The 15,051-nt window shown below is 65.6% G+C and carries 15 protein-coding genes; 10 read left to right on the top strand and 5 right to left on the bottom strand.

The genetic code is table 11. The features are described from left to right. The first annotated feature begins 23 nt into the window (after positions 1-23). A complete protein-coding gene (locus QW887_RS27140) occupies positions 24-1,157 on the top strand; it encodes a glycoside hydrolase family 3 N-terminal domain-containing protein (protein ID WP_315825532.1) in 1,134 nt (377 codons plus the stop codon). A 288-nt stretch (positions 1,158-1,445) separates the two neighbouring features. On the opposite strand, the gene secA is transcribed toward QW887_RS27140, so the two are convergent. Continuing rightward, positions 1,446-4,298, bottom strand: coding sequence for a preprotein translocase subunit SecA (gene secA, locus QW887_RS27135; RefSeq protein ID WP_315715205.1), 2,853 nt, complete (start codon positions 4,296-4,298; stop codon positions 1,446-1,448). A 392-nt stretch (positions 4,299-4,690) separates the two neighbouring features. Between secA and QW887_RS27130 the strand changes: the two genes are divergently transcribed. Then, positions 4,691-5,605, top strand: a complete 915-nt coding sequence (locus QW887_RS27130) for a peptidylprolyl isomerase (protein WP_315715204.1) — start codon at positions 4,691-4,693, stop codon at positions 5,603-5,605. A gap of 255 nt (positions 5,606-5,860) precedes the next feature. Then, positions 5,861-7,102, top strand: coding sequence for a bifunctional glutamate N-acetyltransferase/amino-acid acetyltransferase ArgJ (gene argJ, locus QW887_RS27125; RefSeq protein WP_316195425.1), 1,242 nt, complete (start codon positions 5,861-5,863; stop codon positions 7,100-7,102). A 63-nt stretch (positions 7,103-7,165) separates the two neighbouring features. Here argJ and QW887_RS27120 read toward each other — a convergent pair whose 3' ends face one another. After that, complete coding sequence (locus QW887_RS27120; RefSeq protein WP_316174461.1) at positions 7,166-8,494, bottom strand: TadE/TadG family type IV pilus assembly protein; 1,329 nt, start codon at positions 8,492-8,494, stop codon at positions 7,166-7,168. Positions 8,495-8,674: 180 nt separating this feature from the next. On the opposite strand from QW887_RS27120, the gene QW887_RS27115 reads away from it, so the two are divergent. Next, positions 8,675-9,085 carry a (deoxy)nucleoside triphosphate pyrophosphohydrolase gene (locus tag QW887_RS27115; protein WP_172184528.1) on the top strand — a complete coding sequence of 137 codons (411 nt, stop codon included), beginning with the start codon at positions 8,675-8,677 and terminating at the stop codon, positions 9,083-9,085. A 31-nt stretch (positions 9,086-9,116) separates the two neighbouring features. Here the strand turns inward: QW887_RS27115 and QW887_RS27110 are convergent, their stop codons facing one another. After that, positions 9,117-9,539, bottom strand: coding sequence for a VOC family protein (locus QW887_RS27110; protein ID WP_316195422.1), 423 nt, complete (start codon positions 9,537-9,539; stop codon positions 9,117-9,119). Positions 9,540-9,601: 62 nt separating this feature from the next. Continuing rightward, a complete protein-coding gene (locus QW887_RS27105) occupies positions 9,602-10,447 on the bottom strand; it encodes a methyltransferase domain-containing protein (RefSeq protein ID WP_316195421.1) in 846 nt (281 codons plus the stop codon). A gap of 78 nt (positions 10,448-10,525) precedes the next feature. Between QW887_RS27105 and QW887_RS27100 the strand changes: the two genes are divergently transcribed. From QW887_RS27100 to QW887_RS27080, 5 genes are all read left to right on the top strand, one after another. After that, positions 10,526-11,329: a ComF family protein gene (locus QW887_RS27100; protein ID WP_316195419.1), complete on the top strand. Its 804-nt coding sequence runs from the start codon at positions 10,526-10,528 to the stop codon at positions 11,327-11,329. Between the two features lie 29 nt (positions 11,330-11,358). Further along, on the top strand, positions 11,359-11,634 hold the full coding sequence (grxC, locus tag QW887_RS27095) for a glutaredoxin 3 (RefSeq protein WP_315715197.1): 276 nt from the start codon (positions 11,359-11,361) through the stop codon (positions 11,632-11,634). After that, a complete protein-coding gene (locus tag QW887_RS27090; RefSeq protein WP_315715195.1) occupies positions 11,631-12,509 on the top strand; it encodes a carbon-nitrogen hydrolase family protein in 879 nt (292 codons plus the stop codon). The genes grxC and QW887_RS27090 overlap by 4 nt, the downstream gene beginning before the upstream one ends. Further along, positions 12,506-12,982, top strand: a complete 477-nt coding sequence (locus QW887_RS27085) for a DUF1178 family protein (protein WP_315751936.1) — start codon at positions 12,506-12,508, stop codon at positions 12,980-12,982. The genes QW887_RS27090 and QW887_RS27085 overlap by 4 nt, the downstream gene beginning before the upstream one ends. Before the next feature lie 140 nt (positions 12,983-13,122). Next, entirely contained in the window at positions 13,123-13,560 is a 438-nt protein-coding gene (locus QW887_RS27080) for an EamA family transporter (RefSeq protein WP_315751935.1), read from the top strand. Here QW887_RS27080 and QW887_RS27075 read toward each other — a convergent pair whose 3' ends face one another. Continuing rightward, on the bottom strand, positions 13,561-14,460 hold the full coding sequence (locus QW887_RS27075; protein ID WP_316166265.1) for a DMT family transporter: 900 nt from the start codon (positions 14,458-14,460) through the stop codon (positions 13,561-13,563). A 233-nt stretch (positions 14,461-14,693) separates the two neighbouring features. Between QW887_RS27075 and QW887_RS27070 the strand changes: the two genes are divergently transcribed. Then, complete coding sequence (locus tag QW887_RS27070) at positions 14,694-14,975, top strand: GIY-YIG nuclease family protein (RefSeq protein WP_315715191.1); 282 nt, start codon at positions 14,694-14,696, stop codon at positions 14,973-14,975. Positions 14,976-15,051 lie beyond the last annotated feature (76 nt).

The raw sequence follows: 15,051 nt of genomic DNA, 5'->3' as shown, positions 1-15,051 counted from the left end.
CACAGCCGCGAGGCGTGATCGCAATGCTGCGACGACTGGGCCGACTGTCCCTCGCCCTCGCACTCCTGATGCACTCGGGGCACGCCGGCCTTGCCGCCGGCTGCCGCAACACAGCGGCAACGTCGCGGCTCGTGGGCCCGATGATCATGGCCGGCTTCTTCGGGACCAAGGCATCGGATGCCGGATTTCAGCAGATTCTGTCCGATCTCGAGGAGGGGCTGATCGGCGGTGTCGTGATCCTCGGCCGCAATGTCGGAACGTCAGATGATCTCGCCGCGATGATCGATCGACTCCGGTCCTGCAAATGCGCGGCTCCTCCGTTCATCGCCATCGACGATGAAGGCGGAACGGTCGAGCGGCTCGGATCGAATGTCGGCCTTGCGGAAACGCCGTCGGCCGCGGAGATCGCCCGCGGCTCCGTCCCGGCGGCGCGCCGCGCTTACGCGGCACTCGCCGAGAAGCTCGCGACGCTGCACATCAACATGAATCTCGCGCCGGTGGTCGATCTCAACACCAACCCGTCGAACCCGATCATCGGTCAGCGGCAACGCAGCTATGGCCGCGACGCCGACACGGTGGTGCGCTACGCGGCAGCCTTCATCCGGGCGCACCGAAGGCAGGGCATCCTGACGGTGCTCAAGCATTTCCCGGGGCATGGATCGTCCACCGCCGACAGCCACGCCGGCATCGCCGACGTCACGACCACCTGGTCATCGGCGGAGCTGAAGCCGTACAGGCGCCTGATCAGGCGGGGACTGGCTGGCGCGATCATGGCCGGGCATCTCGCGCATTCAAGCCGATGGGGCGGCGTCGCCACCCAGAGCGGCGGCCGTGCGATCGATCGGCTGCTGCGCCGCGAGCTCGGCTATGACGGCGTGGTGATGACGGACGATCTCGCCATGAAGGCCATCCTCGATGCCAAGCCGCCGGCCGCCGCCGCCATCGCCGCCGTCAAGGCGGGCGCTGATATCATCATGTTCACCAAATTCAGCGACGAGGACCAGACCTCCGATGTCGGCCGCGAGATCAACGGTGCGCTGACGGCTGCTGTGTGCGCGGGCGAGCTCAAGGCCGGTGCGATGCAACGCTCCGTCGCGCGGATTCGAAGCTGGAGATCAGGCTGGCTTCAGCACAGCCGCAGGCAAGCACAGCAATAGCCTCGTTGTGCGCGGACCTTGGCCCATGGTTTCAGCCGGACGCAGCGCGACATGCTGGAGTTATCAAAGTGTCGCTGCAGGTAAGCCGGTGGCTATGGATCCCGGCGTACGCCGGGATGACGGCGGTGTGTTCGGCGCGGCTCGATCAACAAGCGTCATTGCGAGCCGCCCGGTCCCCGCAAAGCGCGGCCGGATGACAGGCTCCGCGAAGCAATCCAGAGTCGTGGGCGGATCTCTGGATTGCTTCGCTTGCGCTCGCCATCACGGAAGAGAGACCTCGACCCGAGCTTACGCGTACCTGCCGTGGCAGTGCTTGTACTTCTTGCCGGAGCCGCAGGGGCAATCCTCGTTGCGGCCGATCTTGCCCCAGGTGGTGGGGTCGTTGGGGTTGCGCGCTTCGGCCGGGACCGGGGCGGCGCCCGAAGAGGGCACGAGTGACACGTTGGCGAAGGCCATCTCGTCCTCGCCGGTGCTGGGATCGGCGTGGTGCGCCTGCATCGGCGGCAGCACCGGCTGCTGCTCCTCCGGTGGCACGATCTCGACCCGCATCAGCTGCGCGGTGACGGCCTCGCGCAGATGCGCGATCATCGCCTCGAACAGCGTGAAGGCTTCCGACTTGTACTCCTGCAGCGGATCGCGCTGGCCGTAGCCGCGCAGGCCGATGACCTGGCGCAAATGGTCGAGCATCACCAGGTGCTCGCGCCAGAGGTGGTCGAGCGTCTGCAGCAGGATGGTCTTCTCGACGTAGCGCATCACGTCGGGGCCCCATTGCGCGACCTTGGCGGCCATGCGCTCGTCGGCGTGGGTCTCAATGCGCTTGAGCAACTCCTCGTCGGCGATGCCCTCTTCCTTCGCCCATTCGTCGACCGGCAGGTCGATGTCGAGCACGCGCTTCAGCTCTTCTTTCAGGCCGGCGACGTCCCACTGCTCGGCATAGGCGTGCTCGGGAACGTGCTTGGCGACGAGATCGTCGATGAAGGCGTGACGCATGTCGGTGATCGTCTCGACCACGCTCTCGTCCTGCATCAGCTCGACGCGCTGGTCGAAGATCACCTTGCGCTGGTCGTTCTGGACGTTGTCGAACTTCAGGAGGTTCTTGCGGATGTCGAAGTTGCGCGCCTCGACCTTCTGCTGCGCCTTCTCCAGCGCCTTGTTGATCCAGGGATGGATGATGGCCTCGCCTTCCTTCAGGCCGAGCCGGGTCAGCATGCTGTCGAGCCGGTCGGAGCCGAAGATGCGCATCAGGTCGTCTTCCAGCGACAGGAAGAATTTCGACCGGCCGGGGTCGCCCTGACGGCCGGAGCGGCCGCGCAGCTGGTTGTCGATGCGGCGGGATTCATGGCGCTCGGAGCCGATGATGTAGAGGCCGCCTGGCTTGGTCACGGTCTTCGCCGCCTTCGAGCCCTTGGCGGGCTCGATCTCGACCGTCTCCTCGGCCTTCAGCACGATCTCGCGGAAGCGGGCAATGTCGGCCTTGATCTGCTCGATCTTGGCGGCCTTCTCGGCCTCGTCGGTGATCCCGGCGGTCTCCTGCTGCAGGCGCATCTCGAGCGAGCCGCCGAGCTTGATGTCGGTGCCGCGGCCGGCCATGTTGGTCGCGATCGTGATCGCGCCGGGCACGCCGGCTTCGGCCACGATATAGGCTTCCTGCTCGTGGAAGCGCGCATTGAGCACCGCGAACAGTTTCGCGGGCTTGCCGGCGCGAGCCGCCGCATAGAGCTTGTCGAGCGCGCGCTCGCTGCCGAAATCGATCTGCTTGTAGCCATGCTGCTTGAGATAGGCGGCCAGCACCTCGGACTTCTCGATCGAGGCGGTGCCGACCAGCACCGGCTGCAGGCGCGAATTTGCCCGCTCGATCTCGGCGAGGATCGCGGCGTATTTCTCCTGCTGGGTGCGATAGACCTCGTCGTCCTCGTCGAGACGCGCGACCGGCAGGTTGGTCGGGATCTCCAGCACCTCGAGCTTGTAGATGTCGAACAGCTCGTCGGCCTCGGTGGCCGCCGTGCCGGTCATGCCGGCGAGCTTCTCGTACATCCGGAAGTAGTTCTGGAAGGTGATCGAGGCCAGCGTCTGGTTCTCGGGCTGCACCGGCTGGTGCTCCTTGGCCTCGAGCGCCTGGTGCAGGCCTTCCGAATAGCGCCGGCCCGGCATCATGCGGCCGGTGAATTCGTCGATGATCACGACCTCGCCGTCGCGGACGATGTAGTCCTTGTCGCGGGTGAACAGCGTGTGCGCGCGCAGCGCCTGGTTGATGTGGTGCACGACGGAGACGTTCTCGACGTCGTAGAGCGACTCGCCCTTGAGTTGGCCGGCATCGCGCAGCAGGGTCTCGATCTTCTCCATGCCGGCTTCGGTGAGCGTCACCGTGCGCTGCTTCTCGTCGACCTCGTAGTCGGTCTTGTCGAGCTTCGGCACGAAGGTGTCGATGGTGTTGTAGAACTCCGAGCGATCGTCGAGCGGGCCGGAGATGATCAGCGGCGTGCGCGCTTCATCGATGAGAATGGAGTCCACCTCGTCGACGATGGCGAAGAAGTGCCCGCGCTGGACCATGTCCTCCAGCCGGTACTTCATGTTGTCGCGCAGATAGTCGAAGCCGTATTCGTTGTTGGTGCCGTAGGTGATGTCGCAGGCATAGGCCGCCTTGCGCTCGGCATCGTCGAGGCCGTGCACGATCACACCCGTGGTCAGGCCGAGGAAGCCGTAGATCTGGCTCATCCAGCCGGCGTCGCGGCGGGCGAGGTAGTCGTTCACCGTCACGACGTGGACGCCCTTGCCGGCGAGCGCGTTGAGGTAGACCGCGAGGGTCGCCACCAGCGTCTTGCCTTCGCCGGTCTTCATCTCGGCGATGTCGCCCTCGTGCAGCACCATGCCGCCGATCAGCTGGACGTCGAAATGGCGCTGGCCGAGGGTGCGCTTGGAGGCCTCGCGGACGGTGGCGAAGGCCGGGACCAGGATGTCGTCGAGCGTCTTGCCGTCGGCGAGCTGCTTCTTGAACTCCTCGGTGCGAGCCTTGAGCTGCTCGTCGGTCAGCTTGGCGAGCTCCGGCTCCAGCGCATTGATGGCATTGACACGGGACTGGTAACCCTTGACGCGACGGTCGTTGGCGGAGCCGAATAGCTTACGGGCGAGCGCGCCGATCATTGCTGAAATCCTGCCTCTATGGGTCTGCGTTGCAGCCGTAACTCATGGTTTGGGTTTGCTGTTCCCGACGTGATGCACCGCAGCACCCGCGCCAGCCTCGACCTTCGGCGCCGGGCGGCGTCCGCCAGATGAGTGGGAGACAGGCAAACCAGGGTTCAACGGCCAAAAACGCAGCAAAATAAGCGCCATCGCCCTTGAAGCGACCGGGCAGAGATATGGCTGGGGGGGAACGTTGTCAACGGCGCCCGACAGCGGGGCCGTCGTTGCCAACCTGTCGCCGATTTCACGAAATTGACAGACTTTTCGCGTTGCCAAGGCACGGCGATTGGGCGAGTGTCCCGGCCGCCCTGAGGCCTCCCCCTCGAGCCCCCTCTTCTCAACAAGGATTTTCCATGACCACGTCGTTCCCGGTTACGAAAACCGGCCTGCGCCTCGGCCTTGCCACCGCTCTCGCCGGAAGTCTCGCGTTGTCCCTGCTTGCCGCGCCCGCACGCGCCGCCGACGATGCCAACCCGGTGCTGGCCAAGGTGAACGGCGCCGAGATCCGCAAGAGCGACGTGACGCTCGCCGAGGAGGAGCTCGGACAGAGCCTCGCGCAGATGGATCCGGCGACCAAGGACGAGAACGTGCTGTCGTTCCTGATCGACATGAAGCTGGTCGCCAAGGCGGCCGAGGACAAGAAGGTCGCCGACAGCGAGGAGTTCAAGAAGCGCCTCGCCTTCACCCGCAACCGGCTGCTGATGGACAGCCTGCTGGCCAGCGAGGGCAAGGCCGCGACCACGCCGGACGCGATGAAGAAGGTCTATGAGGAGGCCGCCAAGCAGATCGGTGGCGAGCAGGAGGTCCACGCCCGCCATATTCTGGTGGAGACCGAGGACGACGCCAAGGCCGTCAAGGCCGAGCTCGCCAAGGGCGCCGATTTCGCCGAACTCGCCAAGAAGAAGTCCAAGGATCCCGGCGCCTCGGACGGCGGCGACCTCGGCTTCTTTACCAAGGAGCAGATGGTGCCGGAATTCGCCAACGTCGCCTTCTCGCTGGAGCCGGGCAAGATCTCCGATCCGGTGAAGACCCAGTTCGGCTGGCACGTCATCAAGGTCGAGGAAAAGCGCAGCCGCAAGCCGCCGGAGTTCGACCAGGTCAAGGGCCAGATCGAGACCTACGTCACCCGCAAGGCCCAGGCCGACTACGTCGGCAAGCTGCGCGAGGCCGCCAAGATCGAGCGCCTGGACAAGCCGGCCGCCGACGCCGCCAAGCCGGCGGACGCGAAGCCGGCCGACGCGAAGCCGGCCGAGCCGGCGAAGAAGTAAGCGGCTCGGCTACTTGGCTTGAGACGGGACATGGTCGCGTCATAAATGGTGTCGTCCCGGCGAAAGCCGGGACCCATACCGCGTGATGTTTGAAACAGGCACGCGGCCGATACCGGGGCTCCCAACTGGACCCTGTGGTTATGGATCCCGGCGTTCGCCGGGATGACAGCAGTGGGTGCAGTGACATCCACTCCCACAACGACGACCGAGATGATACAGAGCGCTTCCCGCTCATTCCTGCCGGAAGCCTCTCCGATGTCCTCAGCCGTCTCCCCGCTCGCCCCCACCGATGTCCCCGACATGCCCGCCGTTGCGGGCGTCAAGCTCGCGACTGCGGCGGCCGGCATCCGCTACAAGAACCGCACCGACGTGCTGCTGGCGCTGCTCGATCCCGGCACCACCGTGGCCGGCGTGTTCACCCTGTCGAAATGCCCGTCGGCGCCGGTCGAATGGTGCCGGGCCAAGCTGAAGGGCGGCAAGGCACGCGCGCTGGTGGTCAACTCCGGCAACGCCAACGCCTTCACCGGCAAGACCGGCAAGCAGTCGACGGCCCTGACGGCGGCGATCGCCGCCAAGGCGGTCGGCTGCAAGCAGGACGAGATCTTCCTCGCCTCGACCGGCGTGATCGGCGAGCCGCTGGATGCGACCAAGTTCGACGGCGTGCTCGAAGGGTTGGCGGGCACCGCGGCCCCTGAGGACTGGATGGGCGCAGCGCGCGCCATCATGACCACCGACACCTTCCCCAAGGTCGCCACCGCCACCGTCAAGCTCGGAAAGGCCAAGGTGACGATCAACGGCATGGCCAAGGGCGCCGGCATGATCGCGCCCGACATGGCGACGATGTTGTCGTTCATCTTCACCGATGCGCCGATTTCGGCCCCCGCGCTGCAGGCCCTGCTCAAGGCCGGCGTCGAGGACACCTTCAACGCGGTGACGATCGACGGCGACACCTCGACATCCGACACGCTGCTCGCCTTCGCCACCGGGGCCGCCGCGGCGAAGGGCGCACCGAAGATCAGCCGCGCCAGCGATCCGCGCGTGAAGGCGTTCGTGAAGGCGTTCAATGCCGTGCTGGCCGACCTCGCCGAGCAGGTCGCGCGCGACGGCGAGGGCGCCCGCAAGCTGGTCGAGATCATCGTCGAGGGCGCCAAGAGCAAGCCGTCGGCGCGCAGAATCGCGATGTCGATCGCCAACTCGCCACTGGTCAAGACCGCGATCGCCGGCGAGGACGCCAATTGGGGCCGCGTCGTGATGGCCGTCGGCAAGGCCGGCGAGCCGGCCGACCGCGACAAGCTCTCGATCTCCTTCAACGGCATCCGCGTCGCATCGAAGGGCGCGCGCGATCCGTCCTATGACGAGACGGAAGTCTCCGAGGCGATGAAGGCGCAGAAGGTGCAGATCAAGGTGGCGCTCGGCCTCGGCAAGGGCCGCGACCGCGTGCTGACCTGCGACCTGACCAAGGAGTATGTCGCGATCAACGGCGACTACCGATCCTGATTCCGCAACCAACCGCGGCCAGGAAGCGCGCAGCTGCCGGCGCGCTTCCTGGGGCCGAGTCGATCAGCTCGCGATCCGTGCGTCGGCGACCGCCTTCTGGAACAGCGCCTTCATCGCCTCCGCGATGCCCTGCGTCGGCGACACCTCGAAATAGAATCCGTCCGAGGCGCAGGCCTGCATCTTCTGCGCGATCTCGCTGTTCGGCGACGGGCCGAACGGCCCCTTGTTGAAGGGATCGATCCAGCTCATGTACCAGCTGTTGGTCGGCAGTTGCAGATAGGTCGTATAGAGGACCGCGATCTTGATGCCGCGGTTCTTGAGCGTGGTGCAGAGCGCCGGATTGATCGGCGACTGGCAGCGATTGCCGCTGGCCTTTGGCTTCAGGCAGGAGGCGTTGCTCTCGTCCGCGACGCCATCGGAGACGAAGAACAGGTATTTCAGCGGCGAGCCGGTCGTGCCGTCACCAGGCGTCGAGATCTCGTTGTTGATGGCGGGGAACACCGTGGTGAACGGCGTATCCTTGTCGGCCGTGTAGGAATCATTGTTGCCGTAGACGCCCATCAGGTCGATGTTGCCCGCGGCACTCTTGGCGCTGGACAGGCTCGACGACAGCGAAAACAGCGCCCGCAATCCGATCGTCTTCGACGCCGCGCCGAAATCGTAGATCGCCATGCGGAACTGGTTCGTATAGGTCTGCGTCTGCTGCGCCGTGTCCATGAGCTGCTGGGTGGCGCTGCGCAGCACGTCGATCCGGGTGGTCACGTTGAGCGTCTTGGCGAGATTGTAGTAGTTGTTGGAGTCGTTGTAGTCGTGGCAGGCGAAGGCGCATTTGTCGGAGGTCGCATTGACCATCTTGGTCACGTCCGCCGGCGTCGCCGCCACGCCCATCGACGGCGAATTGTCGAGCAGCAGATAGAAATCGATGTATCGCGGCATCGAAGCCTTGGCCGTCGACGAGCCCTGCAGGGTCATGGTCTTGAACCCGACGATGTTCATGAACATCATCGGCACGGTGGCCGAGAACGACACGGTGGCGGTCAGCACCGAGCCGGCCTTCTTCACCTCCGGCGTCAGGCTGGTCAGCGTATAGCCTGAGGTGCCCGACATGTTGCCGTTGAAGATCTTCGCCGCATCGTCATTGCCGGCGGCGATCACGCCGTCCGAGGTCATCGTGCCCGCGGCGATGAAGGCCGGCGAGGTCCGGGACACCGCGCCGACCGAGGCGGCGTCGACCGCCGCCTGCAGCTTGGCGCGCATCTGGTTGGCGCGGCTGTAGTCGACGCCGCAGCCGACCGCGGTGATCAGCGGGACGCAGACGATCGCGAACGTCACCGCGACGTTGCCGCTGACGTCACGCCGCAGGCGGCCGAGCAGGCTGGATAAAATTCGCATGAATGATGCCTAACAAACCATGAGGAGGCCATGGCGTTCACCCGTGAAAATACGCGGCCGGCCATTAAGGTTGGCTTATTTCGACCGTGGAAACCGGGCTCGAAACGGCCTAGGTTAAGATTCCCTCAACAGGCGCACCTGGTTCTCGGACCGGCGCATCCCTCTCAAACCGATCGGACCATGCCCGACCTGAAACTCACGCTCGTGGTCGCCTGCGCGCTCGTCGACGCCGACAATCGTGTGCTGCTGGCGCAGCGGCCGCCCGGCAAGACGCTCGCGGGACTCTGGGAGTTTCCCGGCGGCAAGCTCGAGCCCGGCGAGCGCCCCGAAGCCAGCCTGATCCGCGAGCTCGACGAGGAGCTCGGCATCACCGTGCGCGAGGCCTGTCTCGCGCCGCTGACGTTTGCCAGCCACGCCTATGAGACGTTCCATCTGTTGATGCCGCTCTACATCTGCCGGCGCTGGGAAGGCGTGGTCACCGCGCGCGAGGGACAGCAACTGGCCTGGGTGCGGCCGAACAAGCTGCGCGACTACCCGATGCCCCCGGCGGACATTCCGCTGCTGCCGCATCTGATCGATCTGCTGATGTGAGGATCGCGCAGCGACGTTTCTCCGGGCGAGTTCATGGCCCGTCCGGAACCCCTTGTTTCATTCGTGCAAGGGCGTTTTCGTCGATCCAGTTCTGGCTATTATCGGAAATATAAAATTCATTGCCGTCTGGATCGTAGAACGACACGAATTCAAGCCCGCCATTGAGGTGACAGTGGAAGCGAACTCCCTTTGCAAGCAGAGCGTGGTAGGTCTGCTCCAAATCCGTACAGCTCAGCATGATCGGGGTGCTGCGCGAGGTGTCGCCGGGCGGGCGTAAGGTGAGTTGCAGCATCATGCGCTGCCCGGGCAGGCCTACGGTCAGATCATATCCCCAATTAATGATGCCGCCAGGCGAGCAATGCCGCAGTTCAAATCCGAGTGTATCGACATAGAAGTCGAGTGCAGCTCTTTGATCGGCGACATAGACCGCGACGTAGTCGATCCGGGTAAGCATGGCAGGCGATACCGTGCGACTTTATAGGCGACGACTATAAGGCACGGCCTTCGGGAGAAAGTCTAGTCGCGGCCTGCTTTCTTCACCGCCGCCTCCAGGCTCGCCGTCGCCGAACCCGGCTTCAGCGGCTTCTGCTGGCTCTCGTGCGGGGCCCAGCCTGACAGCCAGATGATGTCGAAGGTGGCGCGGATACGGCCGTCGGGATCGGCGAAGCGCTCGGCATAGATCTCGGCCATGCGCAGCAGGGTGGCGCGGCGCAGCGGCGTGCGGCGGCGCTCGCCCAGGCTGTTGGTCGCGCCCATGCGGCGGAGATCCTGCATCAGGCCGAGCGCGCTGGCATAGCGGACCACGACGCGGTCGACGTCGGTGACGGGTAGCGCGAAGCCGGCACGCTGCAGCAGACCGCCGATGTCGCGCAGATCGGCGAACGGCGCGACACGCGGCGAGACGCCGCCCTCGCATTCGGCTTCGGCGGCGGCGAAGCTCTGCCGGAGCTCGGTCAGCGTATCGCCGCCGATCATCGCCGCCAGCAGCAGACCATCGGGACGCAAGGCCCGGCGAATCTGCACCAGCAGTCCGGGCAGATCGTTGACGAATTGAAACGCCAGCGCCGACAGCGCGAGATCGAGCGATTGCGCGGCCAACGGCAGCCGCTCGTCCGCGGTGGCGGGCGCGGCGATATGCGCGAGCTGCGAGAGGCGTCCCGAAAGATACGGCTTCAAGCCGGCGGCCGGCGTCCAGACGTCGGCAGCCGCGGTGAAGGACCGGTTCACCGCGGCAAGGCGATCCGCGATATCCTCGGCGACGCGCTCCAGCAGGAAGGTCTCGGGCGCGCGCGCAGCCCGCCGCAGCCTGAGCGCGAGCAAGCTGCGATCGAACAGAACGGGAGCGGTGCCGGGCGGGGTCATGGGGGCTGGTTACGCCGATCCTGGTGGCCGGGCAATGCACCGCTTGAGCAGCGTGGGTTGCGGCGCTAGCCTCAACACATGGGTGTGACGTTTGCTCCAATCAGCGTCGGACGACTTCGTGCAGCCGTGGGCGCGCTGCATGGCAGTCTCGCGCGCGTTGCGAAGCTCGCACTCGACGTCGCGCTTCCCACCCTGTGCATCGCCTGCCGCGAGCCGGTCGACGGCGAGGGCGTTTGTCCCGCCTGCTGGGGCAAATTGTCGTTCATCGAGCGGCCGTATTGCCCGAAGCTCGGCATCCCCTTCGTCTACGATCCGGGTCCCGAGCTGCTGTCGATGGAAGCGATCGCGGCGCCGCCGGCGTACGCCCGCGCCCGCGCCGCCGTGCGCTATGACGAGGTCGCCCGCACCCTGGTGCATCAGCTGAAATATCAGGACCGCACTGATCTGGCGCCGATCATGGGCCGCTGGATGGCGCGCGCCGGCCGCGAGCTGCTGGCCGAGGCCGACCTCGTGGTGCCCGTGCCGCTGCATTGGCGGCGCGGCTTTTCCCGCCGCTACAACCAGTCCGGCGCGCTGGCGCGGGCGGTCGCCCGGTCCAGCGGCGTCCGCATGCAGGGTGATGCGCTGCGCCGCGTGCGGGCGACCGAGCAGCAGGTCGGGTTGTCGCGCGCCCAGCGCACCAGCAATGTGCAGGGAGCATTCCAGGTATCTTCAGATCGCCTGCATGACGTGCAGGGGCGCCGCATCGTCATCGTCGACGACGTGCTGACCACCGGCGCGACGGTGGATGCCTGCGCCCGCGCTCTGCTGCGCGCCAAGGCGGCCGAGGTCAGCGTGCTGGTTTTCGCCCGGGTTGTCGATGCGCCCCGCGCTCCCATATAATCTATCGTTCTGAAACAGCTGAGCGCGACATGACCGCTGCGATCGAAATCTATACCCGTCCGGGGTGCGGCTACTGCACGGCCGCCAAATCGCTTCTGACCCGCAAGAACGTTGCCTTCACCGAGCATGACGCGGGCAAGGATCCGACGATTCGGCAGAAGATGTATGATCGTGTCGGCCCGGGCTCGACCTTTCCGCAGATCTTCATCGGCCACACCCATGTCGGCGGCTGCGACGACCTCTATGCGCTCGATCGCGAGGGCAGGCTCGACGCCATGCTGGCGGGAGACAAGGCGACATCATGAGCAACGACCGCAGCTTTACCGCCGCCATGGTGCAGATGCGCACCTCGCTCCTGCCCGAGCCGAGCCTCGAGCAGGGCATCAGGCTGATCCGGGAAGCGGTCGCGCAGGGCGCGGAGTACGTCCAGACGCCGGAAGTGAGCAACATGATGCAGCTCAACCGGACGGCGCTGTTCGAGCAGCTCAAGAGCGAGGCGGACGATCCCTCTCTCAAAGCCTATCAGGCGCTCGCCAAGGAGCTGGGCATCCATCTGCACATCGGATCGCTGGCGCTGCGCTTCTCGGCAGACAAGGCCGTGAACCGCTCGTTCCTGATCGGGCCCGAGGGCAACGTGCTGGCGAGCTACGACAAGATCCACATGTTCGACATCGACCTGCCGGGCGGTGAGAGCTATCGCGAGTCCGCCAACTATCAGCCGGGCGAGACGGCCGTGATCTCGGATCTGCCCTGGGGTCGTCTGGGGCTGACGATCTGCTACGACGTGCGCTTCCCGGCGCTGTATCGCGCGCTGGCCGAGAGCGGCGCCTCCTTCATCAGCGTGCCCTCCGCCTTCACCCGCAAGACCGGCGAGGCGCACTGGCACACGCTGCTGCGCGCCCGCGCCATCGAGACGGGATGCTTCGTGTTCGCCGCCGCCCAGTGCGGCCTGCACGAGAACAAGCGCGAGACCTTCGGCCACTCGCTGATCATCGATCCATGGGGCGAGATTCTCGCCGAGGGCGGCGTCGAGCCCGGCGTGATCATGGCGCGCATCGATCCGTCGCGGGTCGAGAGCGTGCGCCAGACCATTCCTTCGCTGCAGCACGGCCGCCGGTTCGGCATCGCCGACCCCAACGCGGGTCCGGACTATCTGCACCTGGTGCGGGGCTCGGCATGATCCGCTATGCGCTGCGCTGCGAGCGTGACCATACGTTCGAAAGCTGGTTCCAGAGCTCCTCGGCCTACGATTCGCAGGTGAAGCGCAAGCTGGTGGAATGCCCGACCTGCGGCTCGACCAAGGTCGAGAAGGCTATCATGGCGCCGCGCATCGTCAGCAAGAAGGGCCGCGAGGCCGTGCCGGTACCGGCCTCACCGACGCCAGCGCAGGAAGTGATTCCGCCGGGATCGACCGCGCTGATGATGGCGCAGGAGCGCGAGCTGCGCGCCAAGCTCAAGGAGCTGCGCGACCACATCGTCAAGAACGCCGACGATGTCGGCGAACGATTCCCGACCGAAGCCCGCAAGATGCATTACGGCGAGACCGAGCACCGGCCGATCTATGGCGAGGCCTCGCTCGACGAGGCCCGCGAACTGATCGAGGAAGGCATCGAGGTCGCGCCGATCCCGGTGCTGCCGGACGACCGGAATTGAGCAATAGAGACGCCCTCTCCGTCATTGCGAGCGAAGCGAAGCAATCCAGCGCCGGGCAAAGATTCTGGATTGCTTCGCTTCGCTCGCAACGACGGGAGAGAGATCTCGGCCTGCACTCTCTCTTTCGCCGGTGTGACGACATGTCCCCCCTCTCCTCGTCCTGGCAGCTCTGGGCCCTCCTCTCCGCGCTGTTCGCGGCCCTCACCGCCATCTTCGCCAAGGTTGGCGTCGAAGGTCTCAACTCCGATCTTGCCACGCTGATCCGCACCGCGATCGTGCTGGTGACGCTGGCGCTGATCCTGTTTGCGACGGGCCAGCTCACCAGCCCGGGACCGATCTCGACCAAGAGCTGGGTGTTCCTGACGCTGTCGGCGCTCGGCACCGGCGCCTCGTGGCTGTGCTACTTCCGCGCCTTGAAGCTCGGACCAGCGACGCTGGTCGCGCCGATCGACAAGCTCAGCGTCGTGCTGGTCGCCTTGTTCGGCGTCGTGTTTCTCGGCGAACGACCGAGCCTGCAGGGCTGGATCGGCATCGCGCTGATCGCGGCCGGCGCCGTGCTGATCGCGATCAAGGGCTGACTACACGGCGACCAGCAGCGCCACGCCGGCGACGATCAGCGTGATGCCGCCGATCTCGCGCAGCGAAACCGGCTGCTTGAACGAATAGTACGACACGCCCTGCGCGAACAGTACCTCGATCAGCGCGAGCGTGCGGACGTTGGCGGCCGCGGTCAGCGCGAACGCCAGGAACCAGAATTGCGATGCGAAGGCGCCGACGAAGCCGGCCATCATCGATGGCCGCCACAGCGACAGGATTCCGCGCAGGATGTCGGGCGCGCGCGCCAGCAGATAGACGGTGAGGAGCGCCGTCTGCACGAATAGGCCCCAGACCAGCGTGTACGACGCGGCGGTGACGAAGGACACGCCGTCGACGGTGATGATGGCGCCGCGGAAGCCGACGGCCGACAAGGCGAACGACGCCGCGGCAACCAGGCCGGTTACGGTCGGCCTCAACTCGGCAAAGCTCTTCTCACCGCCGGGCCTGAGGGCGGTGATGACGACGCCGATGGTGGCGATCAGGATCGCGATCACCTTTGGAAGCGAGAGCGGATCGCCGAGAAAGATGAAGCCGAAGATCGCGGTCTGGATCGCCTCGGTCTTCAGATAGGCCGTGGTGACGACGAAGGAGCGGTCGGTCATCGCCAATAGCATCAGCCCGGTGGCGATGATCTGGCTGAGCGCACCGAGCAGCAGCCACGGCCAGAACACCGCCGGCGGCCACGGCAGGTGGTCGCCGGTGGCCAGCAGCACCGCGGTCAGGAACACCAGCGAGAACGGAAAGCCGAACAGGAAGCGGATATTGGTCGCCCCCCAGGTGCCGAGCTTCGCCGTCAGCGACCGCTGCATCGCATTGCGCGCGACCTGGCCAGCGGCGGCGACCAGCGTGAAGGGAATCCAGAGCGAGGTGATGGAGAGCATGCGGCACAATGCAGTAGTGAGATTGGCACCGTGACGACCACGGGGCGCTGGGTCAACAGCGGTGAGGCGGTTCAGCCGCATGTCAGGATTGCAGCTCTCGCCGGAAGGGCCAGGACGGATTGGGTCTTGTGGTAAGCTCGCGCCACACATCCGGTGTCGTCCCTGCGAACGCAGGGACCCATAACCACCGGCTTCAATTGGGTTAGGCGATCCATCCACGCGATGGTGCGGCGATGTACTATGTCTATATTCTCGCCAGCGGCCGTCACGGTACGCTGTACATCGGTGTGACCAACTCGTTACGGACTCGGCTCGAGCAGCATCGCAAGGGCGAAGGCTCGGAGTTCGTGAAGAAGTACGGGGTGTTTCGGCTGGTCTACGTCGAAATCTACACTGTTGCTGCGGAAGCGATCACCCGCGAGAAGCAGCTCAAGCGCTGGAAGCGTGATTGGAAAATCGAACTGATCGAGCGCGACAATCTTGAATGGCGCGATCTCAGCGACCTGATCTCCTAGCGTGCCTCAAACCCCTCCCTGTGGTTATGGGTCCCTGCGTTCGCAGGGACGACACCGGTTATGGAGCGGCAGACGG

It is taken from the genome of Bradyrhizobium sp. SZCCHNRI3052 (assembly GCF_032484895.1).
In the GTDB taxonomy this organism is placed as follows: Bacteria; Pseudomonadota; Alphaproteobacteria; order Rhizobiales; family Xanthobacteraceae; genus Bradyrhizobium.
The sequence above is the reverse complement of the archived record's forward strand: the minus strand, read 5'-3'. Positions and strand labels throughout refer to the sequence as shown.

Excerpts from the sequence above, each read along its gene's own strand:
- QW887_RS27140 (WP_315825532.1), top strand. The coding sequence starts at position 24 with ATGCTGCGACGACTGGGCCGACTGTCCCTCGCCCTCGCACTCCTGATG.
- secA (WP_315715205.1), bottom strand. The coding sequence starts at position 4,298 with ATGATCGGCGCGCTCGCCCGTAAGCTATTCGGCTCCGCCAACGACCGT.
- QW887_RS27130 (WP_315715204.1), top strand. The coding sequence starts at position 4,691 with ATGACCACGTCGTTCCCGGTTACGAAAACCGGCCTGCGCCTCGGCCTT.
- argJ (WP_316195425.1), top strand. The coding sequence starts at position 5,861 with ATGTCCTCAGCCGTCTCCCCGCTCGCCCCCACCGATGTCCCCGACATG.
- QW887_RS27120 (WP_316174461.1), bottom strand. The coding sequence starts at position 8,494 with ATGCGAATTTTATCCAGCCTGCTCGGCCGCCTGCGGCGTGACGTCAGC.
- QW887_RS27115 (WP_172184528.1), top strand. The coding sequence starts at position 8,675 with ATGCCCGACCTGAAACTCACGCTCGTGGTCGCCTGCGCGCTCGTCGAC.
- QW887_RS27110 (WP_316195422.1), bottom strand. The coding sequence starts at position 9,539 with ATGCTTACCCGGATCGACTACGTCGCGGTCTATGTCGCCGATCAAAGA.
- QW887_RS27105 (WP_316195421.1), bottom strand. The coding sequence starts at position 10,447 with ATGACCCCGCCCGGCACCGCTCCCGTTCTGTTCGATCGCAGCTTGCTC.
- QW887_RS27100 (WP_316195419.1), top strand. The coding sequence starts at position 10,526 with ATGGGTGTGACGTTTGCTCCAATCAGCGTCGGACGACTTCGTGCAGCC.
- grxC (WP_315715197.1), top strand. The coding sequence starts at position 11,359 with ATGACCGCTGCGATCGAAATCTATACCCGTCCGGGGTGCGGCTACTGC.
- QW887_RS27090 (WP_315715195.1), top strand. The coding sequence starts at position 11,631 with ATGAGCAACGACCGCAGCTTTACCGCCGCCATGGTGCAGATGCGCACC.
- QW887_RS27085 (WP_315751936.1), top strand. The coding sequence starts at position 12,506 with ATGATCCGCTATGCGCTGCGCTGCGAGCGTGACCATACGTTCGAAAGC.
- QW887_RS27080 (WP_315751935.1), top strand. The coding sequence starts at position 13,123 with ATGTCCCCCCTCTCCTCGTCCTGGCAGCTCTGGGCCCTCCTCTCCGCG.
- QW887_RS27075 (WP_316166265.1), bottom strand. The coding sequence starts at position 14,460 with ATGCTCTCCATCACCTCGCTCTGGATTCCCTTCACGCTGGTCGCCGCC.
- QW887_RS27070 (WP_315715191.1), top strand. The coding sequence starts at position 14,694 with ATGTACTATGTCTATATTCTCGCCAGCGGCCGTCACGGTACGCTGTAC.